We start from the raw sequence: 24250 nt of genomic DNA, 5'->3' as shown, positions 1-24250 counted from the left end.
GACTCCTCGCTGCCGTTAAGGGTGTCTCTTTAGCATAAAAGATGAAGTATCGAGGGCTAATTACTGAGACGACCCCATCGAGTGATTGATCGCAGTGAAAATATTGTTAGCGTGCTAATGTTTTTGTTAGACTAAAGTATTCCATCTAACAATATCTCCAAGCGGCGACATAGCCGCTTCGGTGCTCGTCAATGAGAAGTCTCTATGTCTCCTGATCAACGCTTTACTCGCTGGGTGAAAATAGCCCTGGCAATGTTTTTACTGCTGTTTGTTTACTTCCTGCTAGCCGATAGCTTCATGCCTATGACACCTGAAGCGCGGGCAATGCGCCCCGTAACGCGCATTGCTCCTGAGCTAAGCGGCCCCGTGCAAGAAGTCGTGGTGGGCGATCATCAGCAGGTAACCCAGGGGGATGTGCTGTTTCGCTTAGACCCATCTCCCTTTCAAATCGCCCACTCCCAAGCCCAATTAAACCGGGAACAAGCGGAGCAAGAAAACGCCCGCTTGAATGCAGAGCTGGCGGCTGCCAGGGCATCGCTTTCCTCGGCGCAGGCCACTTTCGATGAGCACAGCGGAGAGCGCCGCCGTGCTGAAGCACTTCTTGGGCGGCAGGTGATTTCTCGTCAGCAGTACGAACAGCAGGCAGCGGCCGAACATACCGCGCAAGCGGCTGTGGCGTCTGCCCAGGCACAGATTGAAAGTTTAGAGGTACAGCTGGGAGAAGAGGGCGACGATAACTTGCGTCTTCGCCAAGCCAATAATGCCCTTGAAAAAGCTGAGCTGGATTTAGCCCATACGGTGGTAAAAGCGCCAGAGTCCGGTGTGATCACTAATCTTCAGCTACAGCCTGGCCACTATGTGCAGGCGGGGCAACCGGCGGTAGCGCTGGTCGCGAGCACGGTAGAGATAGTGGCTGATTTTCGTGAAAAGAGCTTGCGCCATGTTGCGCTTGGCGATGAAGCAAAAGTGGTATTTGATGCGTTGCCTGGGCGCATTTTTGAAGGGCATGTCAGTGCCTTTGATGCTGGCTCCCGTGCAGGCCAGCAGGCAGCGGATGGTCAACTTGTGGATATTCCTGCTTCAGATCGTTGGGTGAGAGATGCGCAACGTGCGCGTATTCATGTGGCGATAGATACGCCGTTGTCTGAGCTGCCCCCGAGTGGTGCACGAGCAACGGTGCAACTAGTACCGGGCGAGCATGGAATGGCTAAGCCGTTTGCGTGGTTGCAGGCGCACCTGATCAGTTGGCTGCACTATGTTTATTAAAGCGATTATTAAAAAGACGCCTGTAGTCGCTGTTAATAAGCCAGCGCTCTCTCAAAACGGCCTGCGCCAGTGCCTGCGGGTGGCGGGAGGTGGTTCGCTGGGTTTTATTATTAGCCAATTGATGGGCTGGAATTATGGGGTGTTTTTTACCGTTTTTCCGATGTTCTTGTTGGGAATGGTGCCCATTTTAAATGGCGGCATCATTCGCCAGTTTTTGGCGAACGTTAGCTTGAATGCTCTGGAAGTCAGCGTGGTGGTGGGGCTTCTAAAGCATATGCCGGTAGTGATGACGCTGGTCGTACTAGGTCTGTTTTTGCTGCGCTTCAATCTAATGGCAAAAGGCCCGCTGTTTCTGTTTGGCGCGAATGGCGTGTTGACGCTAAGCATATTGCTGCACTTTGCTAGCTACCCAGGTGTTGATTTAAGCGATCTCTTGGCGAGTAATATTATGGCCAGCTTACTGGCGGTATTTATTGCCATGTTGATGCATACGCTATTTCCCGATATTGAACCCCGCCAGCTACCACCGCGTGTTGCAAAGCCTGCAGCCCAAATTCGCCATGAAACATTGATGGGCGGCATTACGGCCACACTCTCGTTCGTAGTGTTCCAAATGTTTGACCTACGCGATTCACTGTCAGCGCAAATGGCCACCATTCTGATTCTGTTTGCTTTAGGTTATTCCGGGGCTCGCGTGTCGGCAGGTAAGCGAGCAATCGGCACGCTACTGGGCTGTAATCTGGCGCTGGCAATGCAGCTATTGCTTTACACTCAAAGCCATCATTTTTTGCTGGTGATTTTGCTCTATTGGCTGGGGTTAATGCTGTTTGCTAGAGAACATATTTTGGAAGGTGGCGGCTCAGGCATTGGCTTTGGAGGGCTGACAACGTTAGGTATTCTCTTTGGCCAATCGCTAGGCCCACAGCAAGACCTTGTTTATAGTGCGCTTTATCGGTTTTCTTCGATGAGCGTCGCGTTAGTGAGCACCTTATTGATAATGGCTTGTTTGCACTGCTTGCTAAATTGTTGGGAGCCAACGCGCCTGTCTAAAAGTAATTGAGGTAACTTTTCTAACAAAGGCTACGCTAGTAAAGGAGTCGCCATCCAAAGTAAGTATTCACTTAGTGAGCGACATCATCCCCACTAACGGATTAGAGGTGTTCGTCATGGCAAGTGGCAAAGAAGATAAAGTGAAAGGCACCGCCAACAAAGCCGCCGGAAAAGCGAAGGAAACAGCGGGAAAAGTAACCGGAAGTAGTAAAACAGAAGCTAAGGGTAAAGCCCAACAAGCAAAAGGCGAACTGCAAAAAGGTAAAGGTGAGGCCAAGGAAAAGGCTAAGAAATAACGCCTAGCCAGGGCATTATAAGACCAGCAGAGGCCAATAGCCTCTGTTGGTTTTCAGGCAATAACTCAGTAGTGGCCAAGCAGCTTCCACCACAAACCACCGACGACTACCCAAATGAGTAGGTTCACCACGCTCATAATGAAACCAGCTTTCCACCACTCTCCCAGCGTTAGGTAGCCTGAGCCAAAGATGACTGGTGAGGTGCCTGTGGCGTAATGGGTTAAGGTCATCATAATCGAAGACGTGGCCGCCATAATCAGCACAAAAGGCATAGGCGGGGCGCCGAGGCTTAATCCAACGGTGAGAAATGCTGCCATCATCGCGGTGATATGCGCGGTCGTGCTGGCAAAAAAGTAATGGGTATAAAGAAAGGTGAGTACCAGAAGTGCAGAGGCTCCGGCCCAACCAATCCCCATCATGGTAATCCAGCTTTGCATATTCGCTGAAAACCAACTAATAAGGCCTGTTTCGTTAAGTTGGCTAGCCATCATGATAAGTGCACCAAACCACAATAGCGTATCCCACGCATTTTTCTCTTTCAGCACATCTTCCCAGGTCAAAACCCCTGTTAGCAGTAGTAGCGACAAGCCAATAAACGCAGACGTGGTGGTATTAAGCGTGACTGCATCTCCCAGGAATATCGCTGGGATATCCGCCCAAAGCAAAAGCAGCACTAAGAAAACGAACAGCATGATGCCTTCGTTTCGGCTTAGCTTTCCTAGTTCGGCCAGTTTGTCTCTCGCTAACTGGGTGGCATTCGGGGTTTCTTTAATTTCCGGTGGGTAAAGCAAGTACAGAATGTACGGCATCGCCAGGATGGCGACCAAGCCCGGCAGCAGCATGGCGACCGCCCAGGTTAACCAGCTCAGCTGTATTTCCGCCCCAGTGGCGGATGAGATAAGTTGAACGGTTAATGGGTTAGGAGCGGTGGCGGTGATGAACATAGCCGAGGTGATGGGGTTGCTGTGGTAATTCACCAGCGCTAGATATTTGCCGATTTTACCAGACGTGTTGTCTTCAGGATGTGAATCAAAACTATGGGCAATCGAGCGCATAATGGGATGAATGATACCGCCACCCCGCGCTGTATTACTTGGTGTGACAGGCGCAATTGAAAGCTCGGAAAAGGCGAGGCCATAGCCAATTCCCAACGTGCGTTTGCCAAAAATCGAGATGAAGTAGTAGCCAATACGTGCACCTAGGCCAGTTTTAATCAACCCGCGTGAAATCATAATCGCAATGGCAATTAACCAGATAAGTGGGTTGGCATAACTACTTAAGGCGACACTGATGGCTTCGCCTGGCGTATCACCGGTCACACCACTTGCCGCGACAATAGAAATCGCAATCACAGAGATTGCCCCAATAGGCATGGCTTTGCCGATGATAGCGACAATAGTGCCGACAAATATTGCCAGCATGAGCCAAGCGTTTGGCGTCAGCCCTTCTGGCAAAGGAATTACCAGCCAAATAAATAGGGTGGTGGCCACAGCGATTGCGGTCGACCAGGGTTTGAAAGGTAGTGTCGACATGATGGGTACCTATAGATTGAAACAGCTGCTAGCGGTGCACTTGGTATAAATAAGATAGCGCGGTAAATGCTATTTAAGTCTATATATATCTAATGTATCTCTCATTGTTCCACGTCAATTGCTGTTCCTTAATCTAGTGGGCTCAATAGTGATGGGGTATAACTCACTTCAATAGGAGCCGTTACATGCCTACCATGATGAAAGCCGCTATTTTTGTTGAGCCTGGTCGGATTGAAATTGACGACAAGCCCATTCCCGAAATTGGCCCTAATGATGCGTTGATGCGTGTGACCACTACCACAATCTGCGGCACCGATATTCATATCCTCAAGGGTGAGTACCCTGTTGAACGAGGCTTAACCATCGGCCATGAGCCGGTGGGCGTGATTGAAAAGTTGGGTGCCAATGTGAAGGGGTACCAAGAGGGCCAGCGAGTCATCGCCGGAGCGATTTGCCCCAGTTTTACCTCCTATGCCTGCCAAGATGGTTGTTCCTCGCAAGATGGTGGTCACCATAGTCATGGGTACAAGCCGATGGGCGGCTGGCGCTTTGGTAACACCATCGATGGTGCCCAAGCTGAATATCTATTGGTGCCCGATGCCCAGTCCAATCTCTCGCCCGTGCCAGACGGCCTGACCGACGAACAAGTGCTGATGTGCCCCGACATCATGTCGACCGGCTTTGCTGGTGCTGAAAAAGCGGGTATTAATATTGGCGACACGGTGGTGGTGTTCGCTCAAGGCCCGATTGGGCTATGTGCGACAGCAGGTGCACGGCTGCGCGGGGCCGGGATGATTATTGCGGTAGACGGTGTCGATGAACGTTTGGCAATGGCCAAGCAGATGGGCGCTGATGTGGCGCTGGATTTTCGTAAGGTTGATGTAGTGGAGGAGGTTCTAAAGCTGACAGGCGGGCGCGGTGTTGATGTGGCCATTGAGGCACTCGGCCTGCAGCAAACCTTTGAATCTGCCTTGCGGGTGTTAAAGCCCGGCGGCACGCTGTCGAGCCTGGGCGTTTACTCTGAAGACCTGACGATTCCGCTGGGCGCTTTCTGCGCTGGCTTGGGTGACCACAAGATCATTACGTCATTATGCCCCGGCGGGAAAGAGCGCATGCGCAGGCTGATGAGCATCATTGCTGCAGGGCGATTAGATCTTGGTCCCATGGTCACGCACCGCTACGCGTTAGAGAACATTGTTGATGCCTACGATCTGTTTTCCCACCAGCGCGATGGTGTATTGAAAGTGGCCCTTGAGGTCTCATAGCGCTTAAGTAAGTTCAAGAGCCATCCATACACGCCACCTTTATCAGTGTCGCTGCCGACGAAAAACTCGCTAACGATTACAGCGGTAACTAAAAGCGAGTTTTTCGGAGCAAAAGCGTAGCCCGTTTTTATTTCAGTTCCAGCGAGAAACTCATTTCAACGCCAGCATCATCCACTCTGAACCAGTACTCCATGTTCTTGTAGATGTCGCTATATTGCCTGAGCAGATCAATATCAGACTCTGACATATCACTTTCTGGTATCTGTTCGACAATATCAGCCAGCGAATGATAGAACTCACCTGTTAAGTGGCCATGAAGCAGCAAGTTACGCTCTGAAACAGGGGCCTGCAGTTCTGCCTGGAGTGCCTCGGAATCGCTGATGCCAACGCCCAGAGAAATTGCGCTTTCAGACATGGCCGCGTAGAGCTCTGGTGAGTCCGGTGGCAGCATCATGCTCTCAATTCTTTTGGCTTCTCCACCGGGTTCAAGTCCAAGTGCCCCTAAATCAGGCGCGAACGCGCTTGCTGTAGACAGCAGTGCAAGCGGGTTTTGTGAAGCGAGGGTCAGAAGACCAGTACCGGTGGGTTCGCCATCTTTCATGGTAAGGCTATTAAAGCGAGCCCTGAAGCCAGAAAGGGATGGGCCAATCATCATGGCGACAGGATTGTTGATCGCCATATTGATCTCATTCCAGGTGCTGTTTAATTCCTGAAACTCATCACAGCTGAAGGGGTTTTGACGCACTTCCTGAGCATACTTCTGAACAGTTTGCATCAGTACCGGTAGATTCAGGCCTAGCCCAAAGCTGGCCATGCCGTCTGTGCTACCAAGGCCTGGAACCTGAGCGGTCATTGCACGAAGGTCGCTGACAATAGCCTCATCGGTTTCCAGAATGAGGTTCATCTCCATGTGGTCGAGATTATACTCACGCATGCCCATCACAAGGCTGGGGAAGCGACTGGTGATGCGGTCAATATCTGCTTGGCAGGTGGATAGATCCAGCCGCTCTGCATCAGCCGCGTCCAACAGTGCCTGAGTACCTGAATGCGTGGGTGTGCTCAGCTCACTAAGCAGTCGTGAAAAGTGGATTTGCCCGGCACCGTAGGGGGTGAAGCCATGGCGCTGCTCAAGCTCAACCAGAGCACCGGTATCACCGATGTTGCTGTCAGGCAGGGTGTTACCCAGCACCTTTGATAGCAAATCATCGCTGGCATTCTCAGGCACCATAGATATCAGCAGTTGCTTATCGATAATGGCCATGATTGCTTTAATCGGACCATCTTGTGTCAGCACCGAGTACTCTTTTCCATCTGTTGTGGCCGTACTCGGGTTGATATCTGCATTGGTGAGGATGCGCTGCAGCGTTTCGCGGAAAGCGTCTTCATCCTGCAATTCCATACGTAGAACGGGCAAGATACCCAATCCGTATAAAGCAACCTGAGAGCTCATCTTAAAGCCCAGTGCATGGATATCATCGAGTGTTTCAACATCGACAAATTCTTCACCCATAGCGATCAACAGCGACATCAGTGAATGCAACACGTCATCGTCTATTTCGTGCAGCATGTCGCGCAGTTCATCCAAGTCAGCTTCCAGATTACCCTTGGGCTGCATGCGCTGGTAAAGAGCAAAGGCATCTTGTTCAGACATTGCTTCACGTGTTGCCACGAAATAGGGGGAATCGGCGGGGATATATTTCAGCATGATGGCTGAAAGATTTTTCGGCGCCTCCTGCTGTGCGTCTGTTTCTATTGGTGCGTTATCGTCGCCACAGCCACTCAACACGCCAGCGCTGAACAGGGCAAGAGAAATAGCTATGGAAAGCTTGGCTTTCATGTGAAGTCAGTCCTTTGAAAGATGTTGGCTTTAAATTGAGCATTTTGTATAGGATTATCAGTGAATGATAATCATACACAACTTAAATTAAATTAACCTCTCCTTGGTTAAAAAAATGGCCCTTGAGGTCTTATAAGACCCAAGAGCCACTTGTTAGTAGCGAAACTTGCAGGCTGCTATTTTAAACTTCTTGATATAGCTCGCTGCCTTCGCGGCGGAACTTCTCTGCTTGCTCCTGCATGCCACGCTTGACTGCCTCAGAATCGCTTTCAGCGGCATTTTCCGGTGTGCGATCTCGGTAGGTATCGCGCACTTCCTGGCTGATCTTCATGGAGCAGAACTTCGGCCCGCACATGGAACAGAAGTGCGCCACCTTGGCGGAATCTTTCGGCAGGGTTTCGTCGTGGAATTCACGGGCGGTATCTGGGTCTAGGCCCAGATTGAATTGGTCTTCCCAGCGGAATTCAAAGCGTGCCTTGGAAAGCGCGTTATCGCGACGTTGTGCCGCCGGGTGACCCTTGGCCAAGTCTGCTGCGTGGGCAGCAATCTTGTAGGTGATGATGCCGGTTTTGACGTCATCTTTATTCGGCAGGCCCAAATGCTCTTTCGGCGTCACATAGCAGAGCATTGCACAGCCAAACCAGCCGATCATGGCTGCACCGATGCCCGAGGTAATGTGGTCATAGCCGGGGGCGATATCGGTGGTCAGTGGGCCGAGGGTATAAAAAGGTGCCTCATGGCACGCCTCAAGCTGCTTATCCATGTTCTCTTTAATCAGGTGCATGGGCACATGGCCAGGGCCCTCGATCATCACCTGAACGTCGTGTTTCCAGGCAATCTTCGTCAGCTCACCCAGGGTCTCCAGCTCAGCGAACTGTGCTTCGTCGTTGGCATCGGCGACTGAGCCGGGGCGCAGACCGTCGCCCAACGAAAACGCTACGTCGTACTGCTTGCAGATCTCACAGATCTCTTCGAAGTGGGTATACAGGAAACTTTCCTGGTGATGATACAGACACCATTTGGCCATAATGGAACCGCCACGGCTGACAATGCCGGTCACCCGGTTGGCGGTTAGTGGCACATAGCGCAGCAGCACACCCGCGTGAATGGTGAAGTAATCCACGCCCTGTTCAGCTTGTTCAATCAAGGTGTCGCGGAACACTTCCCAAGTCAGGTTTTCGGCAATGCCGTTGACCTTCTCAAGCGCTTGATAGATCGGCACGGTACCAATCGGCACCGGAGAGTTGCGGATAATCCACTCACGGGTCTCGTGAATGTTCTGGCCAGTGGAAAGGTCCATGATGGTGTCCGATCCCCAGCGGATACCCCAGGTCATTTTGTCGACTTCTTCTTCAATCGACGAGGTAACTGCCGAGTTGCCCAGGTTGCCGTTAATCTTCACCAGAAAGTTACGGCCAATAATCATCGGCTCGGATTCTGGGTGGTTGATATTGTTGGGGATGATCGCGCGGCCACGGGCGACTTCGTCGCGCACAAATTCCGGCGTGATCTCTTCCGGCAATTTTGCACCAAAGCTCTGGCCAGGGTGCTGGTGGCCAAGAATACGCTCCACTTCAGCGGTGCCTAACGTTTGGCGGCGCTGGTTCTCGCGGATGGCAATAAATTCCATTTCAGGAGTAATAATGCCCTGGCGCGCATAGTGCAGTTGGGTGACATTCTTACCTGGTTTTGCCCGGCGCGGGGTGCGCGTTAAATCAAAACGCAACTGAGCAAGCGTTGGGTCGTTAGCGCGGCGATTGCCGTACTCACTGGTGGGGCCGTCAAGGAACTCAGTATCGTTGCGCTCTTCAATCCAGGCGCGGCGCAGGGCGGGTAAGCCTTTGCGTAAATCATTGTTGGCGGCTGGGTCGGTATAAGGGCCAGAGGTGTCGTACACCAGTAGCGGCGGGTTCTCTTCATCAATGCTGCTGGTTTTAGTCGGCGACAGAGTGATTTCCCGAAACGGCACGCGGATATCGGGTCGTGAGCCTTCAACGTACACCTTGCGCGAGGCGGGCAGCGGTTGAATGGCGGCCGCATCGACCTGGGCAGTTTCGGCTAAAAAGTGGCTGGTGTTACTTTTTGAGGTCTTAGTTTTTAAAGTTTTAGTTTCTAAAGTCTTCGTCATGACGGTCGTCTTCCTTCGTTGTTGATTATGGTTATTGTGTTGGCTTAATGGGTGGGATCTTGGTCTGTCAGATCGCTGTCTATCAGATCCAGACCCATCTGCCAGAAATCGATTTCCAGTCGCGTGGCGTCGCGGAAGATCTTGCTCAGCTCGGCAAAGCGGGCAGGGGTAACATCGGCCAGGCGGGCGTTGAGCCATTCAAGCTCGGCCTGCATAGCGGCCTGAAACTCCTCGCTTTCGTACATCGCTATCCAGGCATCAAACGGGTTTTGGCTGCCGCGTAGGGTAGAAGGCTGAGCGTTCAGCCAGTTGGCGATTTCGCCGTAGCCCACTAAGCAAGGAGCTAGCGCTACGTGTAAATCGAGCAGGTCGCCGCGATTGCCGGTGTCTAATACGTAGCGGGTATACGCCAAGGTAGCCCTGGCTTCGGGAAGCTCCGCCAGCTCTTGCTCGGAAATTCCCCACTCCTGGCAAAAGCCCACGTGCAGGCCCAGCTCCACATCCACAATGGCTTTTAAACCTTCATGGGCCTGGCGCAGATCAGCCAGCGTAGGGCTTTTATAGGCGGCCAACGCGTAGGCGCGGGCGAAGTGAATCAAAAACAGGTAATCCTGTTTCAAATAGTGGCGAAACGATGCGTCTGGTAGCGCGGCGGTACCCAGCTGGCGGACAAAATCGTGCTCAATATAGGCGCGCCAGTCGTCATGGCAGGCATTAGTAAGATCAGCAAAGCGGTAGCCCATGGTGCCTCCGGTAGTAATGATCCGGAAGGTGGGCGGTTGAGATCGAGGAAATGGCGCAGAAGGTGGCGTGAAACTAAGCCGAGGCCATCGCTTGATCCCTACGCCGGTACCCGCGTGCTCTTCGTAGGAGCAACGCATTAGCCGGATCAGGTTCAGCGGGACCAGCGCTTTGGCAGTATCAAGTGGATACGCCCTGCGCCATCTCAGCCGGATTCACCGGCACCCCGTCAAGCAGTTAGTGCCAAGCAGTCTAGGAGGACGAGAGAAGAGATGCAAGGGGGATAGTGAGTGAATAGTAGGCTTCTTAGAAACGTTGATGGACTCGGCTACCCTAACGCCGCCACGCGTCTCTCGATTGCCAGATACTTTAAAAATTACCGCACTTCATGGCCTGACAGGGCGGCAGGGTGCCGCAAGTTGTGAAATCGAATGAAAAAGCGAATCCAGTAGCAATAGGTTTTCTCAGTACGGAGGCTATAGCGCTTGACCCGCAGGGTCGCCTTGACGCGTTCCACCAGTTGCATAAGAGATACCTTCGGATACTGTTCATGAGTACATAATTATTGAGCAGGGCAAAACATGCAAGCACGCGAATGTTGGATATTCAGCCAAAATTTACTTTGCTTTCAAGAGAATCAATGGGGTAGAGTCAAACTGGGTGGCTACACAACCCCAATAAATGTGATGTCGTGTTTATTGGGGTTGTGTAGAGAGGCGTGTAATCACTGTTATGCCTGAGGAGGATGTCTTGCAAGAAAGTGCCGATAGTAGACGCAATAAGCTATTGCAGATTCGCTCTAACGCGCTTTCTGCTGACTATATTTATTCGTCTGAGTTGTCTAGAATTAACTGGATCACAAACGCGATAACTGTCTTGGCAATAGTTGTACCAATTATCACTACTTTCTCATTGGTGCTAGCCAAAGATACGAGTTACGCCACATGGCTTAATACATTTTCGTTTATTTTTTCAGGCTTTTTATTATGCCTATCAGTGCTCGCTCTGATTTTTCGACTAGAGCACAAGAAAGAGCTTTATCTGATTTCTCGAAGAGCCAATATTTACATTAGCAATGAAGCTAGCGAGCTTCTTGAAAACTCCTCAGTAGATCCACGATGGTTCTACAAATATGTGTCAGATCAGGATGCCCGTGACAAGGAAAATATAAGTAACATCAGGGAGAAGAGGAGGCAAGAGGCATACCGTTATTCAATAAAACTCCTCCACCCAGGCGACAGTGGTGTGGTGTGCTCCGTTTGCGGGTCTTCACCTTATATTTTTAAAAAGGGGGCGTGCCAACTTTGCGGTAATACGCCTTCAATAACTGGAGAGAAAAATGTCAAATAAAGAGACGTTTGATAAATGGTTCAATAATTTAAGCGAGCAGGAACAAGACGAAATTATCAGTCATGTCATCAGAACCAAGCTAAGCATTTCAAATGAAGGATTTTTTTCTGGCCCTACCGGAAAAACGCTTGAAGAGGGGCTGTTTTCTGGGCCCGCTGGAAGCTCATCCAGACAAGTGTGTGGCGGGTGCGGGCGTCCGATTTAGCGGGCATAACAATTGGTTGTTGCCGGACGTGCCTACGCTTCGCTTCGGCACTCCGCAAAACCAAGCGTTAGGCAATAGGAAGAGCATCAACGAATGGAAATTTTGCTATCAATACTCGGTTCGTTAGCATCCATTGGTGGTGCAATCTGGGCGTATGTCCAAGCGCGGCGATCCAAAACGTTTGCAGAACAGGCAAAGACGGTCAGGGATGAGCTTGTTGAAAGAAGGAAGACTATTGAGGTTTCTAAAGTACATTCAGAAACTGCTAGGATTTTGCGTCTCGTTTCCAAGGTTGGGCCAACATGTACTTCTACTTCCGTAAAAACCATACGATGTCACGAGATAGCGCAAGAGGTTGAAGAATATACAAGGCTTCTTAACGAACAGAGCTCTCACTTTACTCATGTGCTTGATAGTCAGGCCCGGAAGCTTTGCGGTGATCTGAAAGAAGATATTGTTGGGCTTGCAGAAGCCATTGACTTTGAATCAAAGAAAAAGTTTGGAACAAGCATCTATTACAAAATTGATGATTTTATGCCTCTTGTAAAGATGGTTTTTGATGAAAAAAAAGAGCGGCAGCCCATTGTGGCGTCTTAAAGGAGGTTTCTCGGTGAAGATTTCAGATGGCGAAAAATTAATAGTCCTTATGTTAAGTGAGCTTTACGAAAAAATGGGCATAGAGGGCGAAATAGAGCCAGAGTTTATCAAGTCAGCAATATTTAGAGATCACTTATGGGGTATTCCATGGAAGTACTCAGGAATTCCATTTGAAGATCAAGAAACGCCTGAAATAGTGAAAGAGGTAGTAGATATTCTCGATATGTGGAGCTTCATCGAAAGAGGATATCAGGAGCTGTCTGATGAGGAGAAAGCACAGTTAGAGACTGATGCTGCCCCATTTGGAAAAGAGCCGAAGTTTCGAGGCTTCGACGGGAATAATGAAGCAGAATACATGAGCGTTGCCAGCTTTTTGATCAACGATCTCGATAGATTTCAAGAGTTCAAGGGTCGTAGCATGAATTCACATATGCCCTCAGTGGAAACATACGAACGCATGCTGCATACCTTTGAATCTAAACGCCAAAATTTAATATCCGGGCCACTCAACCTTGTTGAACTTTCTAAAATTCTTAAAGAAATGACTCATCCTGAAAACAGGTAAGAGCCTAACAATTTGCTGCACGCGGATAAATCACTCGCTGCGCTCGCAATTTACCGGTGAGCAAGGCGTTGAGCCTGTAGAAAGTGTGCCGCAGGCACACGGAAGAGCTGTTGATTCTTGGCATGTTCTTCGGTGTAGAAGCTGCATGAAAGATGAAGGTGGGCCCTTCGAAGTCGGCTTTCAGGAGCGGGCTTCAAACCACTCCAAGCTGCGTTGGTAAAGAGCCAGGGTAGTGAGCGTTGGGGTCAAAACCGCGAGAGAACATCTCGGGTAGGTGTGGATTAGAGAGACGAACGCAAGTGAACCCCCGTTGACGCGTCGTTATTCAGAGACCCGCTGTCAAAACCAGAGGCGTTTCTACCTTCTGGCGACGTCACCCCCAGATTGAGTAGCGCTACACTTTAGAGTCCGATCCTATGCTAAGGAGATTGGACATGAAGAAGCGTTTCAGCGAAGAACAGATCATTGGCTTCTTGGGCGAAGCGGAGGCGGGACTCCCCATCAAGGAGCTATGTCGTCGGCACGGTTTCTCGGAAGCAAGTTATTACCTTTGGCGCAGCAAGTTTGGCGGCATGAGCGTCCCCGATGCCAAGCGACTGAAAGAGCTTGAAGCCGAAAATGGACGCCTGAAAAAGCTGCTCGCGGAGTCGCTATTGGAGATGGAGGTCACTCGCGAGGCGCTGAGAAAAAAGTGGTGAGCGCCCCGGCACGTCGAGACGTGGTGCGTTTTATGGTGTCACGTGGCCTGAGTGAGCGCCGAGCGCTCCGTGTCATGCGTATGAGTGCCAGTGCATTGCGCTACCAACCGGCTCCTGACCGCAATGAGACATTACGTGAACGCATTGTTGCCTTGGCACACCGACATCGTCGTTACGGCGCGGGCATGATCTACCTGAAGCTGCGTCAAGCCGGTGAACAGGTCAATCACAAGCGCGTCGAACGCCTCTACGCGGCGGCTCGGTTGCAGGTAAAGCGACGCAAGCGTAAGAAGATTCCCCTGTCTGAACGCAAGCCCCTGGGCCGCCCTGGCGCTGCCAATCAGGTCTGGTCAATGGATTTTGTGTTTGACCGCACGGCGGAAGGGAGAGTGATCAAGAACCTCACTATTGTCGATGACGCCACCCATGAAGCCGTGGCTATCGTGCCTGACCGTGCCATTGACGGGCTGTCGTTAACACGGATTCTGGATCATCTAGTGCTACAACGTGGCCTTCCAAGTGCCCTTCGTACGGATAATGGGAAGGAGTTCTGCGGACGCGCCATGCTGACGTGGGCTCATCAACGTGGTGTTGCCCTGTTTTTAATCGAACCTGGAAAGCCCAATCAAAACGCCTACATCGAATCGTTCAACGGGCGTTTTAGAGACGAATGTCTAAATGAGCACTGGTTCACCAGCCTGCATCACGCGAGAGTCATCATCGAGGCGTGGCGACGGGAATACAACGAGGAAAGACCGAAGAAAGGACTGGGAGGATTAACGCCTTCCGCCTATGCCGAGCAACTGGTTTTAAAACACGATAAAGTAACGTCAGACTCTAAACCCGGGTGCTACTGAAGATGGGGTGACGTCGCTGGGACAAGTGTCGGACTCCTGATTACTGGACAAGCGGCAGCCGGCGTATAGGGGGCGTGAATCTGATTCAGGCTTTTGTGCGGAACTGCGGGAACCAGTCGTTCCGATGTTAAGGGAGAAGCACAAGTGGCTAAAACCACAAGGCGAGAGTACCGATGCGGAGCACTGGGACGGACCGAGTTGTAGTAGTGATGAAGGCCGGTAATGCGGCTGGAGCGAAGGACTCGGATCAAGTGGTTGTACTTGGCGTCCAGCTGGACACAGGAGGAGACGGATGAGTGCAACAAAGTCATACACCATTGATAAGTGGTCAGTGTACAACGCCTATAAGGCAGTGAAGACCAATGCGGTCGCTGCGGGTGTGGATAGGCAGTCACTTGCGGAGTTCGAGGCAGATCTGAGGAGTAATCTGTACAAGATCTGGAATCGGATGTCGTCAGGGACTTACTTCCCACCGGCTGTTAAAGCTGTGGCCATCCCTAAAAAGAGTAGTAGGGAGCGCATTTTGGGCATTCCCACCGTCGCTGATCGCGTGGCTCAAATGGTGGTCAAACGGGAGATTGAACCTGTTATCGAAGCCTGTTTCGCTCCGGACTCCTACGGCTACCGGCCCGGAAAATCGGCGCTGAATGCTGTAGGTATCACGCGTGAGCGATGTTGGCGATACTATTTTCGACATCAAAGGCCTGTTTGACAACATAGACCATGAGTTGCTGCGCAAGGCACTTCTCTCGGCCCCCCCAAGGGGGCGTGGTCAGTCCGCTGTTGGCTAACCTGTTCATGCATTATGCCTTTGATATCTAGATGGGGAGAACATTTCCGAGGGCACCTTGGTGCCGGTATGCGGATGATGGATTGGTGCATTGTCGAACCGAACATGAGGCCCTGGCTGTCAGGGCTGCGTTGGAAAACGGTTACGGGAATGCGGCCTGGAAATGCATTCGGTGAAGACTAAGGTTGCTTACTGCAAGGATGGAAAACGCAGACGGCAATACCCAAACACTCAGTTTGATTTCCTTGGGTACACCTTCAGACCACGCTGGTGAAGAACCTCAAGCGAAACAGCATGTTTGTGAATTTTACGCCAGCGGTCAGTCAAGCAGCTATGAAGTCCATGCGGCAAATAACACGGAGATTGAACTATCGCAATCGTTCCAACCTGAGTCTGGCTGATATATCGCGACGACATAACCCGATTTTTCGGGGGGCTGGCGTGCTATGGAAGGTTCTATCCTTCCGCCATATACCCAGTGCTGCGACATTTTAACCGGACATTGGTGGCCTGGCCGATGAAGAAGTTCAAACGCTTAAAAGACCGGAAAATGCGGGCAAATCAGCTTTTGAAAACACTGGCTAAGACCCGACTTTCCCTGTTTGTACATTGGCAGTGAGGCATGGTAAGTGACTTTGCTTGATGCGAGCGGTGTGAATCGAGAGGTTCACGCACCGTTCTGCGAGAGGCCGAGGGTGCAACTCCCTGGTCTACTCACCAAGGTCGTAAGTATTTATCGACCAGGAATTATTCAATAATTGAGCTAAAAATAGCCTCTAATTTTAAAATCTGAAGCACTTTTTACCGAAAGGCCTTCTATATTTCACGTATGAGCATAATCGAAAAATTGGTTGAGGGTTTTCTACAGCCTCGTTAGAGTACGGGAAATAAATATGAAACTTAGACAGATCCCAGCACTTCAAGCTTACTGGAGAGTACCATTTATAGTGCTGCTGATAATAGTTCTTGCAGCATGGATTAGTGCAATATACATAGGAACATTGTACGAGACCCATGGTGGTGAACTTCTAACCAATAGTGAAGTTGAGCAGCGATCCCAAAAAGCAGAAAGAAATACTTGTACATTTGTCGGTAAAGAAGGCTCCGAACAGGTTTCTTGCACCGAACTAAATGAGCACGAAAATGAAAAGCTGAACGAGTTTCTTCAATCCGACATAAAAGAATTTTTACTTGAGCACCATGGGAGTATCTTAAACGCTGCCAAGTACTCCTCCGACAATTATATTAAAGAGGGTGTTTTCCTTGTCGAATTGGGCGGCGACGTAATTCACTTGCTAGTTGTTATTGCATCAGTGACTTTTACAGCAATCTGTATACTCATTGCTGTTATTGTGCTTTTTATCTCTTTGCCTATATTCCTCAAGTCGGAGGATGAGCAAAAAGCTAAGAGAGCGGGCGGCATAGTGAAGACATGCCTTGGGTTCATAGTGGCATCGGGAACTACGTTGGTGGGTGGGTTTGTGATTTCGTCAGCTCTGCTCTAGCAAGCGAGTCAATCGGACGTGGCCTGTTTCGTTTAAGTTGTGCTGGCCTTCGGCCAAGTTTGCACAACGTTCTCTACGCAAACCACGCCAATTACCCGAACGTTGAGCCTGTAGGAAGGCTAAGCTTTGGTAGGATCGAGGAAACATACGAGGAGTGGTCAGCATGCCGCGCTTCAAGGCTTATAACTATGATCAAAACGCCATGGTGGTGATCAACTACCAAGATCAGCTCCAGCCGGGCACCTTTGAACACGCTGTGAACTACCTGATAGAACACAAACTCGACTTGTCAGTTTTCCATAAGCAAATACGGCAAGTGCCATCGGAACGGTGCCAGTCGATAGGTATCTTTTATTATCGAGAACAAACGCTTACCCAATTACACTGGCTGGATGAAGCACCGAGTCGATAGCCCCAAGGGCAAGCAGATCTACAGTCATCGCATGTCGGTAGTGGAACCGGTGTTCGGCAATATTGGCACGACGAAACGACTTAATCGGTTCATCCTACGGGGTAAGAAAAAAGTGCAAAGTCAGTGGCAGCTCTACTGCTTGGTGCACAATATTGAGGAGTTGGCGAATTACGGCCAATTGGCCGCGTCATGAAGGGCTTAGAGCGGGGTAAGTTGCTTTTTAAGAGCAAAAGGCCGTCTTCAACAAGCTTTAGCTGGGCGCCCAAGTGACTAAATGCCGATATTAATATTACTCAGCCAGATGACCGGATGGGTAAATGAATAAGGACAACAGGCGGTGGAAACGGCTCGAAATCGGGTTTTCTACAGCCTCGTTATGGCTACTCAACAAAGGGAATCATCTAAAGCATGGAGCATATGAAAGAAGTATTAATTGTATTGATGTTATTGTCGGCTTTATCTTCTGGAGTATTGCTATGGTTAATCCGAGACCCCAAGACACCTAAGGCATTAGATTTTATAGTTGGTGTTCAATTAATAATGTTTGCTGCTTTCTTTCTGGGATTGCTCGGTGATCTACGCGGCCTCTTACCAGACGGAAATGAAATTAAAGCAGGGTACGATGTAGCGCTATTAATCATTCCTTTTTTTACTGCTGGTTTAGGTACCAATATTATTTCTAATCTCGTGCTTGGCCAAAGAGATTATACCGGCACCATGACTACAGCTGAGATTTCGCATAAATTCTTTTACTTCCTAATAATCGTGGTTGGTATAGTGATTCCACCTTTGTTGTTAGGGTATTCCATATGGCTAAAAAGAAACAAAATGCCATAACAAGTGCATCTTCTCGGACTTGGTTGAACTGTCACCTTTTTCGCGCTGCGCGGAAAAAAAGCCGCCAGTTCACCCAAGCCGCAGATATAGGCATTAGAGCGTATTGGAAACCATGGTGAGTAATTTAGACTTGGCTCTTCTAGCCAATCACCCCGAACTACTGCCAGCACTTCGAGAAATGTTTGAGTGTGGATGGCCGGAGTATTACGGTGCGCGGGGCAGGGGAAACGCAGAAGAAGACCTGCTGGCATATTCTAATCACAATAAACTTCCTATTGGGGTTGTTGCGATGCAGGATGGTTCTGCTCTTGGTATCGCGGTATTGAAGGCTAAATGTGTTACTACACATGACCACCTCACCCCTTGGATTGGTGGCGGCATGGTACTCCCCCAGTACCGGCGTCGTGGAATTGGCGCAACATTGACTGTTAAGCTTGAAAGCATCGCACGCAAGCTGGGGTACAAAAAAATCTACTCCGGCACAAGCACAGCAAATAGCCTTCTGGAGCGAAGTGGCTGGTCGTATATCGAAACCGTGCTTTACGGAGGGGATAACGTATCCATCTATGAAAAAGCGCTCTAACTCAGGCGTTGCGGCTGTAGAAAGGGGCAGGGCCAGTGGCAGCTCTACTGCTTGGTGCACAATATTGAGAAGTTGGCGAATTACGGCCACTTGGCCGCATCATGAAGGGCTTAGAGTGGAGTAAGTTGCTTTTTAAGAGCAAAAGGTCGTCTTCAACAAGCTTTAGCTGGGTGCCTAAGTGGCTAAATACCGCTTGGCCGCAGAAACTGAGTGCAACACCTGAGCATTTCGCTAAGGTGTTGTCCCATGTCTTACCTCGAACTCAGTATTGAAGAACGTGCCAGCATCCAAGTGGGTCAAGCCCAAGGGATGAGCCTTCGGCATATTGCCCAGCTCCTGGGGCGAGCTCCTTCAACCATCTCTCGTGAAATACGCCGTAACCAAATGGCCCAGAACGGTTACTGCGCCCGGTACGCCCAACGTCAGCGAGAAAAGCGTCGAGAGGTCTGTCGTCCTGCGCGTAAGCTTTTGCCAGGCACCGAGCGGTTTGATCTCATCGTGCATATGTTGCGGCGACGCTTGTCTCCCGAACAAATTAGCGGCAAGCTCAAGACGATGAAACTACCTGATTTGCGCGATGCCTACGTCTGCCGAGAGACCATCTACACGGCCATTTATGCCTTGCCTGTTGGCCACCTTCGCAAGGAACTGATTCACTGCTTGCGACAAGGTAAAACCACACGCAAGCCTCGCCGTGGCGAAGTGGATCGACGTGGCCAGATCCCTGACATGGTCAGCATTCACTTACGTCCGCCCGAGGTCAGTAAGCGTGAAATGCCCGGCCACTGGGAAGGCGATCTGATCAAAGGTAAGAATAACGCGTCCGCGGTAGGCACCTTGGTAGAGCTTAGTAGTGGCTATCTGATCCTCGCAAAAATGGACGACGCCACCGCCACCTCCGCCGTAGCAGGCTTTAGTGCTGCTCTGAATCGAATGCCGACCACCGCTCGAAAAAGCATGACCTATGATCAGGGGCGTGAAATGGCACAACATGCAAAAATCACTCAAGAAACCGGCGTTGCGATTTACTTTTGCGATCCCCATAGCCCCTGGCAACGTGGGGCCAATGAGAATATCAATGGCCTTATCCGTCAATATTTACCGAAAGGAACGGACCTTTCAGTACATAGCCAGGAAGAGCTGGACGCCATTGCCTTTGAGCTGAATATGCGACCTCGAAAACGCTTTGGATTTAAATGTCCGATAGAAGTGATGAGCGAGCTGATGGCCAAGTACCATGAAAGCCCATCAACCATCCAATGAGTGTGTTGCACTCAGAGTCTGCATCCGCCCCGATATTAAGATTACTCAGCCAGATGATTGGCTGGGTAAATGAATAAGGACAGCAGGCGGTGGAAACGGCTCGAAATCGGGTTTTTCTACAGCCTCGCTATGTTTCAGGTTCAATTTTCGTAAAATGAGGTAGATATGGCGTTTTGGCGTATGCAGTTACACCCAGATGATTCTGGGAATTCAGCTTTTCATTCTGCACAGAGTTTATCCGCAGGATTTATTGGTTTAGATTTTTCTGAGCGTGTAGGCGATTTAGAGTTTGAAGATTTGGAGAAGATTCCACAACACCAAAAAGATTATGTTGCGTTTGAAAACCAAATGAAGATCGGTGATAAAGTTCTAATTATCTCTCATCACTTTCCATTTGCTGTTTGTAATGTATCCGGTGACTACAACTATATAAAAACTCCAGTGCCAGAGTTGGGTGTATGGTTCCGACATTTTCGAAGAGTAGACAACGTTAAGTGTTTTTCTGATTTTAAAACCAATGCAAAAGCTTGGCAGCAAATAAAAATGACAGACACAATTTCCCCACTTGTTAACGAAGGGACTTTATCACTGAATCTAATTCGTGAGATGTATCCTGAAACATAACAAAGCATTTAAGAGTGATTCGCAACGCTTGCCGCTTTCGCTTCGCTCAAAGTATAGGAAAGCGCTACTCACACCTTAATGCGGCGTTATTCAGAACGTTCGTTTTGACGTACGTACCAGAGGGCGTACAATTGATAAAAAGTTAAACACGCAAGAGGTGCGTCATGACCGGGATCACAGCAACGGAGGCGCGTAGCAACCTTTATCGGTTGATTGACGAGACCGCCGAGTCCCACCAACCCATCGTCATCATGGGTAAGCGGAACAAAGCCGTCCTGGTTTCCGAGGAAGACTGGTCCGCCATTCAGGAAACGCTTTACCTGCTCTCCGTACCGGGTATGCGGGAGTCTATTCGTGAGGGAATGGATACCTCCGTGGATGAGTGCGATGAGGAGCTGGACTGGTGACATGGACGTTGGTTTACACCAAACAAGCCCAGAAGGACGCAGAGAAGCTGGCTTCAAGCGGCCTCAAGCCAAAAGCCCAAGAGTTGTTGGCCCTAATTGCAGAAGATCCGTACCGCAAGCCACCCCCGTTTGAGAAGCTCATTGGTGATCTTACGGGCGCCTATTCACGCCGCATTAATATTCAGCATCGTTTGGTCTACCAGGTGCTAGAAGACGAACAAGTAGTGAAAGTCCTCAGGCTATGGAGCCACTACGAATAATGCATAACAGGCCGCTGTTGCCGGACAATTTTTCCACCGCCTCGCGGCTCCAAAATTGCCGCAACGCTCTGCATTAACTCGCGAGTCTATCTTTGTGGGCTGGTTTACCAACACCTTCGAAAGGTTCACGCTTGGTCACACCATCATTAAACCCTGTTTACGTACTGGTGGCGCGTAAGCGGCGTCTATCTGTGCCAAATCGTCTTCGTCGAGCCGGATGCTATCTGCGTTGGCGTTCTGTTTGAGGTGGTCCAGGCTCACAGCTTTCGGGATGGCAATCACACCGGGGTGGCGCAGCGCCCAGGCAAGGGCGATTTGCGCGGGGGTGGCGCTGTGTTTGTCGGCGATGCGTTGCAGGGTAGCGTTACGCAGCAGCGCGCCGCCTTGACCAATGGGGCAGTAAGCCATCAGCGGCATGTTGTGTTGAGCCTGCCGGGGCAGCAGATCGTATTCAATGCCGCGTGCTTCGGGGTTATAGAGCACCTGGTTGGTGGCGCACGCGGGCGCGTCTAGCTCCGCTAGGTCGTCAACGTCAAAGTTCGATACGCCCCAACGCAGAATCTTGCCTTGCTCGCGCAGCCGCTCAAACGCTTCCACGGTTTCGCTTAACGGGTACTGTCCGCGCCAGTGCAGCAGGTAGAGATCAATCGTGTCGGTGCCCAATCGGCGTAGGCTGCGCTCGCAGGCAGCTTGAACACCCTGGGTGCTGGCGTTGTGCGGGTAAACCTTGCTGACTAGATACACCTGATCGCGCCGGCCACGAATCGCTTGGCCAACAATTTCTTCAGCGCCGCCCTCGGCATACATCTCAGCGGTATCAATCAGTGTCATGCCCAGTTCCAGGCCTTCACGCAGCGCCTTGATTTCAGCTTGGCGCTGCCCGGCATCCTCGCCCATATGCCAGGTGCCCTGGCCGATACGGGGTACGCTGTCTCCGCCTAGCTCAATCGTCTGCATGTCTATCTCCTGTTGTTATGCTGCTCTGACATCCCACTGCCATCGCAGTTCGTGGATCAATCCAACAAGGTTTGAACGTGGCGCTTACACCAGCTCGCGTTTCTCGCGCTTGGCAACGCGTATGTCTTTGATGGTGGCAATGCCGATAACCGCGAAAATAGCCAGTGAGATCAACGGCCAGATAAGGACATATAACGCCAATATAAAAGTTTGCATGTGCTTTCCTGTTAGTTGGCTGGTGCGCGATAGCACACCAGCCCTTGAAGTGACTCTAGCGCCACGCTGGGCTTACCGTTGAGCGGCAGGCTTGGCTGGGTCGTAGTTGATCACTTTCTGATCGATCTGCGAGAAGTCGAACTTGCTCGAACTCATCAGGCTGACTGCTACGCAAACAAGGGTGCTAACGCCGTAGGCCATTAATGAGGCTAGCAGTACTGTGTACTCACGTAGGAAGCCAATGCTGAAGTAGGCCAGTACAATGGCGCTGAGCGCGCCGACGATCACACCGCCCCTACGCCCGCAGAAGCCAAATGCCATCAGGCCGAGCACCACGCCACCGCCCACGGCGGCGAGTAGCTCAAACAGCCCCGCGACCACACTGACCATAGGCACTAATTCGAAGCGTGCGATGCAGAACATCACTAGGCCTGCAATTACAGCCGAGGTAAACGCCGTGTTGGTGACTCGATCCCAGAAACAGCTGGCGATGACCGGGAACACAATAGCCCCCCAAAGTGCGCCAACGAAGACCAGCATAATCAGAATATCCATCGAGAAACTGGCGAGAATCACCCCGATCAGTGTTGCGACAATCATCGTCAACCTACCAATAAATAGCTTTTTGGTCGGGTCAGGTTTGTTTTTAGCGATGTTTTTACCATACACATCGGCCATCACAATCGCGGACATAGCGGAAAGGTCTGAGTCAGCGGTAGAGGAGAGCGAGCCAATTACTAGAATAAAGAATAGTCCGATAAATACCGGCGAGAGGTACATCGACACCATTTGCGGGATCAGGTTGTTCATGTCACCACCGATGGGCTCCATACCGGTCATTAGTGCCATTAAGCCAATCATGCCTAGGCCAATAACAATCGCACCGTAACCAATGGTCGCGGTGATAAAGGTCGGTTTGATATGGTCTTCACGCACAGCGAATAGCCGCTGGGAGATGGTTTGGTTGCCAATCGCGTAGGCGAGCACCGCAACAAAGAAAGGTGCGCCTTGATTGAGAATTGCATCCATCGAGAACAGATTTGCCTGCTCTGGGGTGAGTAGGCTCATGCCATCCGATAGTGTCTGTGGGCCGCCGAGGGCAAACATCACCGCTGGAATAATTAGAATGGCGACAGCCATCATTGCCATCAGTTGGGCAAAGTCGGTGAGTACCGACGCGCGGAAACCCGACCACAGCGTATAAGAGAGCACCCCGACCCCCGCGATCACGACGCCCGCCTGGAAAGACAGTGGTGAGAGTACCGAGACCAGCGCACCAGACGCTGTGAAGTTAACCATCAAGCTGATAATGCTGCCCAGAATGTTGGAGGAGGCCAGGATTAGCTGACTTGAAGCGCCATGGCGAGCATGGATAAGTTCTCCCAGGGTGTGTGCGTTCGGGGCCAGTTTGCGAAAACGACGCCCAAAGGGGTAGATGAACAGAATCATCAGTGCGCCCCATAGCCCGTAATGTAAAGGGCCAGAAATGCCGTAGGTATAACCCGAGGTGGCGGCACCGTAGAATGAAGCTGCCCAGATCCAGGTAGCGGTCATACTGGCTGCGCCCAGACCAAAGCCAATCTGATGATTGGACACCATGAAGGCGTCGGTATTTTCCTTTTTCTTTTTGATCAGTAACGTCAGTAGGTACGTGCCGCCGTAAAAGGCCAACAGTAAGGCGATCACCGTTAGTGTCGAGAATTGATAGAAATTTTCTTCGTTCATTGAATACCCATAGGCTTTGCAGCCCTAGCATCCTAAATGGCAACCACAGTTCTCTTGACGGGGTGGCCGCGACAGGACGTAAGCAAAAAACAGAACATCTTTCTAGGTATGTCTGTAGCGAGAGGTGGCAGCGGTTGGCAGCCTGGTCGTGCACGTGTCAGGCGTTGGAGACGCCTTAAATAGAGGGGCCGAATTAACGCAAACAGTGAGCTTAAATAAAGCGCACATGGGGTCGATCCGGATGGCTACCCTACTCCCTTAAGCGCGAACAGTACAGGTTGAGG

The 24250-nt window shown here is 50.7% G+C and carries 26 protein-coding genes, 1 pseudogene and 1 riboswitch; of the genes and pseudogenes, 19 read left to right on the top strand and 8 right to left on the bottom strand.

The genetic code is table 11. From position 1 onward, the window contains the following. The first annotated feature begins 204 nt into the window (after positions 1–204). The 3 genes from L1X57_RS01065 to L1X57_RS01055 all read left to right on the top strand — a co-directional run bounded on the left by L1X57_RS01065 (position 205) and on the right by L1X57_RS01055 (position 2612). Complete coding sequence (locus tag L1X57_RS01065) at positions 205–1266, top strand: HlyD family secretion protein (RefSeq protein ID WP_009722400.1); 1062 nt, start codon at positions 205–207, stop codon at positions 1264–1266. Next, positions 1256–2326, top strand: coding sequence for a DUF2955 domain-containing protein (locus L1X57_RS01060; RefSeq protein ID WP_009722401.1), 1071 nt, complete (start codon positions 1256–1258; stop codon positions 2324–2326). The genes L1X57_RS01065 and L1X57_RS01060 overlap by 11 nt, the downstream gene beginning before the upstream one ends. Positions 2327–2432: 106 nt before the next feature. Beyond that, positions 2433–2612: a CsbD family protein gene (locus L1X57_RS01055; RefSeq protein WP_009722402.1), complete on the top strand. Its 180-nt coding sequence runs from the start codon at positions 2433–2435 to the stop codon at positions 2610–2612. Positions 2613–2677: 65 nt separating this feature from the next. Here L1X57_RS01055 and L1X57_RS01050 read toward each other — a convergent pair whose 3' ends face one another. Then, positions 2678–4144, bottom strand: a complete 1467-nt coding sequence (locus L1X57_RS01050; RefSeq protein WP_009722403.1) for a DASS family sodium-coupled anion symporter — start codon at positions 4142–4144, stop codon at positions 2678–2680. A gap of 185 nt (positions 4145–4329) precedes the next feature. On the opposite strand from L1X57_RS01050, the gene L1X57_RS01045 reads away from it, so the two are divergent. Beyond that, positions 4330–5409 (top strand): NAD(P)-dependent alcohol dehydrogenase, encoded by a 1080-nt coding sequence (locus L1X57_RS01045; RefSeq protein ID WP_009722404.1) that lies wholly within the window; start codon positions 4330–4332, stop codon positions 5407–5409. 127 nt (positions 5410–5536) lie between these two features. On the opposite strand, the gene L1X57_RS01040 is transcribed toward L1X57_RS01045, so the two are convergent. The 4 genes from L1X57_RS01040 to L1X57_RS01025 form a co-directional block, all read right to left on the bottom strand. After that, positions 5537–7246 (bottom strand): hypothetical protein, encoded by a 1710-nt coding sequence (locus tag L1X57_RS01040; RefSeq protein WP_009722405.1) that lies wholly within the window; start codon positions 7244–7246, stop codon positions 5537–5539. A gap of 181 nt (positions 7247–7427) precedes the next feature. Further along, the gene (thiC, locus tag L1X57_RS01035; RefSeq protein WP_009722406.1) at positions 7428–9374 is read right to left on the bottom strand and encodes a phosphomethylpyrimidine synthase ThiC; all 1947 of its coding nucleotides are present in this window, start codon (positions 9372–9374) and stop codon (positions 7428–7430) included. A 44-nt stretch (positions 9375–9418) separates the two neighbouring features. Beyond that, a complete protein-coding gene (gene tenA / locus L1X57_RS01030; protein ID WP_009722407.1) occupies positions 9419–10117 on the bottom strand; it encodes a thiaminase II in 699 nt (232 codons plus the stop codon). A gap of 78 nt (positions 10118–10195) precedes the next feature. Then, positions 10196–10354: riboswitch (TPP riboswitch) on the bottom strand. Positions 10355–10491: 137 nt separating this feature from the next. Continuing rightward, positions 10492–10641, bottom strand: coding sequence for a phage integrase N-terminal SAM-like domain-containing protein (locus tag L1X57_RS01025; RefSeq protein ID WP_009722408.1), 150 nt, complete (start codon positions 10639–10641; stop codon positions 10492–10494). A gap of 224 nt (positions 10642–10865) precedes the next feature. On the opposite strand from L1X57_RS01025, the gene L1X57_RS01020 reads away from it, so the two are divergent. The 15 genes and pseudogenes from L1X57_RS01020 (at position 10866) to L1X57_RS00950 (ending at position 21068) form a co-directional block, all read left to right on the top strand. Further along, positions 10866–11465, top strand: coding sequence for a mobilome CxxCx(11)CxxC protein (locus L1X57_RS01020; RefSeq protein WP_234667862.1), 600 nt, complete (start codon positions 10866–10868; stop codon positions 11463–11465). Next, positions 11455–11670 carry a hypothetical protein gene (locus L1X57_RS01015; RefSeq protein ID WP_009722410.1) on the top strand — a complete coding sequence of 72 codons (216 nt, stop codon included), beginning with the start codon at positions 11455–11457 and terminating at the stop codon, positions 11668–11670. The genes L1X57_RS01020 and L1X57_RS01015 overlap by 11 nt, the downstream gene beginning before the upstream one ends. 93 nt (positions 11671–11763) lie before the next feature. After that, entirely contained in the window at positions 11764–12267 is a 504-nt protein-coding gene (locus L1X57_RS01010; RefSeq protein ID WP_009722411.1) for a hypothetical protein, read from the top strand. A 13-nt stretch (positions 12268–12280) separates the two neighbouring features. Continuing rightward, entirely contained in the window at positions 12281–12832 is a 552-nt protein-coding gene (locus L1X57_RS01005; RefSeq protein WP_009722412.1) for a YfbU family protein, read from the top strand. Between the two features lie 434 nt (positions 12833–13266). Continuing rightward, a protein-coding gene (locus L1X57_RS01000) for an IS3 family transposase (protein WP_409559424.1) occupies positions 13267–14387 on the top strand; the annotation gives its coding sequence in 2 pieces (ribosomal slippage) (positions 13267–13525 and positions 13525–14387; 1122 coding nt in all). 292 nt (positions 14388–14679) lie between these two features. Then, a complete protein-coding gene (locus L1X57_RS00995) occupies positions 14680–15099 on the top strand; it encodes a reverse transcriptase domain-containing protein (protein WP_009722415.1) in 420 nt (139 codons plus the stop codon). A gap of 971 nt (positions 15100–16070) precedes the next feature. Further along, a complete protein-coding gene (locus L1X57_RS00990; RefSeq protein ID WP_009722417.1) occupies positions 16071–16682 on the top strand; it encodes a hypothetical protein in 612 nt (203 codons plus the stop codon). Between the two features lie 163 nt (positions 16683–16845). Beyond that, positions 16846–17094: a transposase gene (locus L1X57_RS00985; protein ID WP_234667860.1), complete on the top strand. Its 249-nt coding sequence runs from the start codon at positions 16846–16848 to the stop codon at positions 17092–17094. Then, a pseudogene (locus L1X57_RS00980) lies at positions 17003–17287 on the top strand (transposase); the annotation flags it as partial. The gene L1X57_RS00985 and the pseudogene L1X57_RS00980, both read left to right, overlap by 92 nt. Positions 17288–17511: 224 nt before the next feature. Beyond that, positions 17512–17931 carry a hypothetical protein gene (locus tag L1X57_RS00975; RefSeq protein ID WP_143759711.1) on the top strand — a complete coding sequence of 140 codons (420 nt, stop codon included), beginning with the start codon at positions 17512–17514 and terminating at the stop codon, positions 17929–17931. A gap of 112 nt (positions 17932–18043) precedes the next feature. Continuing rightward, a complete protein-coding gene (locus tag L1X57_RS00970; protein ID WP_009722419.1) occupies positions 18044–18514 on the top strand; it encodes a GNAT family N-acetyltransferase in 471 nt (156 codons plus the stop codon). A gap of 246 nt (positions 18515–18760) precedes the next feature. After that, the gene (locus L1X57_RS00965; protein ID WP_234667734.1) at positions 18761–19777 is read left to right on the top strand and encodes an IS30 family transposase; all 1017 of its coding nucleotides are present in this window, start codon (positions 18761–18763) and stop codon (positions 19775–19777) included. A gap of 165 nt (positions 19778–19942) precedes the next feature. Further along, the gene (locus tag L1X57_RS00960) at positions 19943–20401 is read left to right on the top strand and encodes a hypothetical protein (protein ID WP_009722421.1); all 459 of its coding nucleotides are present in this window, start codon (positions 19943–19945) and stop codon (positions 20399–20401) included. A 164-nt stretch (positions 20402–20565) separates the two neighbouring features. Then, on the top strand, positions 20566–20808 hold the full coding sequence (locus L1X57_RS00955) for a type II toxin-antitoxin system Phd/YefM family antitoxin (RefSeq protein ID WP_009722422.1): 243 nt from the start codon (positions 20566–20568) through the stop codon (positions 20806–20808). Then, on the top strand, positions 20805–21068 hold the full coding sequence (locus L1X57_RS00950; protein ID WP_009722423.1) for a Txe/YoeB family addiction module toxin: 264 nt from the start codon (positions 20805–20807) through the stop codon (positions 21066–21068). The genes L1X57_RS00955 and L1X57_RS00950 overlap by 4 nt, the downstream gene beginning before the upstream one ends. A 135-nt stretch (positions 21069–21203) precedes the next feature. Here the strand turns inward: L1X57_RS00950 and L1X57_RS00945 are convergent, their stop codons facing one another. The 3 genes from L1X57_RS00945 to L1X57_RS00935 all read right to left on the bottom strand — a co-directional run bounded on the left by L1X57_RS00945 (position 21204) and on the right by L1X57_RS00935 (position 23966). Further along, the gene (locus tag L1X57_RS00945; RefSeq protein WP_009722424.1) at positions 21204–22025 is read right to left on the bottom strand and encodes an aldo/keto reductase; all 822 of its coding nucleotides are present in this window, start codon (positions 22023–22025) and stop codon (positions 21204–21206) included. An 84-nt stretch (positions 22026–22109) separates the two neighbouring features. Beyond that, complete coding sequence (locus L1X57_RS00940) at positions 22110–22241, bottom strand: putative transporter small subunit (RefSeq protein ID WP_009722425.1); 132 nt, start codon at positions 22239–22241, stop codon at positions 22110–22112. A 72-nt stretch (positions 22242–22313) separates the two neighbouring features. Continuing rightward, positions 22314–23966 carry a sodium:solute symporter family protein gene (locus L1X57_RS00935; RefSeq protein WP_009722426.1) on the bottom strand — a complete coding sequence of 551 codons (1653 nt, stop codon included), beginning with the start codon at positions 23964–23966 and terminating at the stop codon, positions 22314–22316. Between the last annotated feature and the right edge of the window lie 284 nt (positions 23967–24250).

The sequence above is a fragment of the Halomonas sp. TD01 genome (genome assembly GCF_923868895.1).
In the GTDB taxonomy this organism is placed as follows: Bacteria; Pseudomonadota; Gammaproteobacteria; order Pseudomonadales; family Halomonadaceae; genus Vreelandella.
Note: the sequence above shows the minus strand (reverse complement) of the source record. Positions and strands in the feature narration are given on the sequence as shown.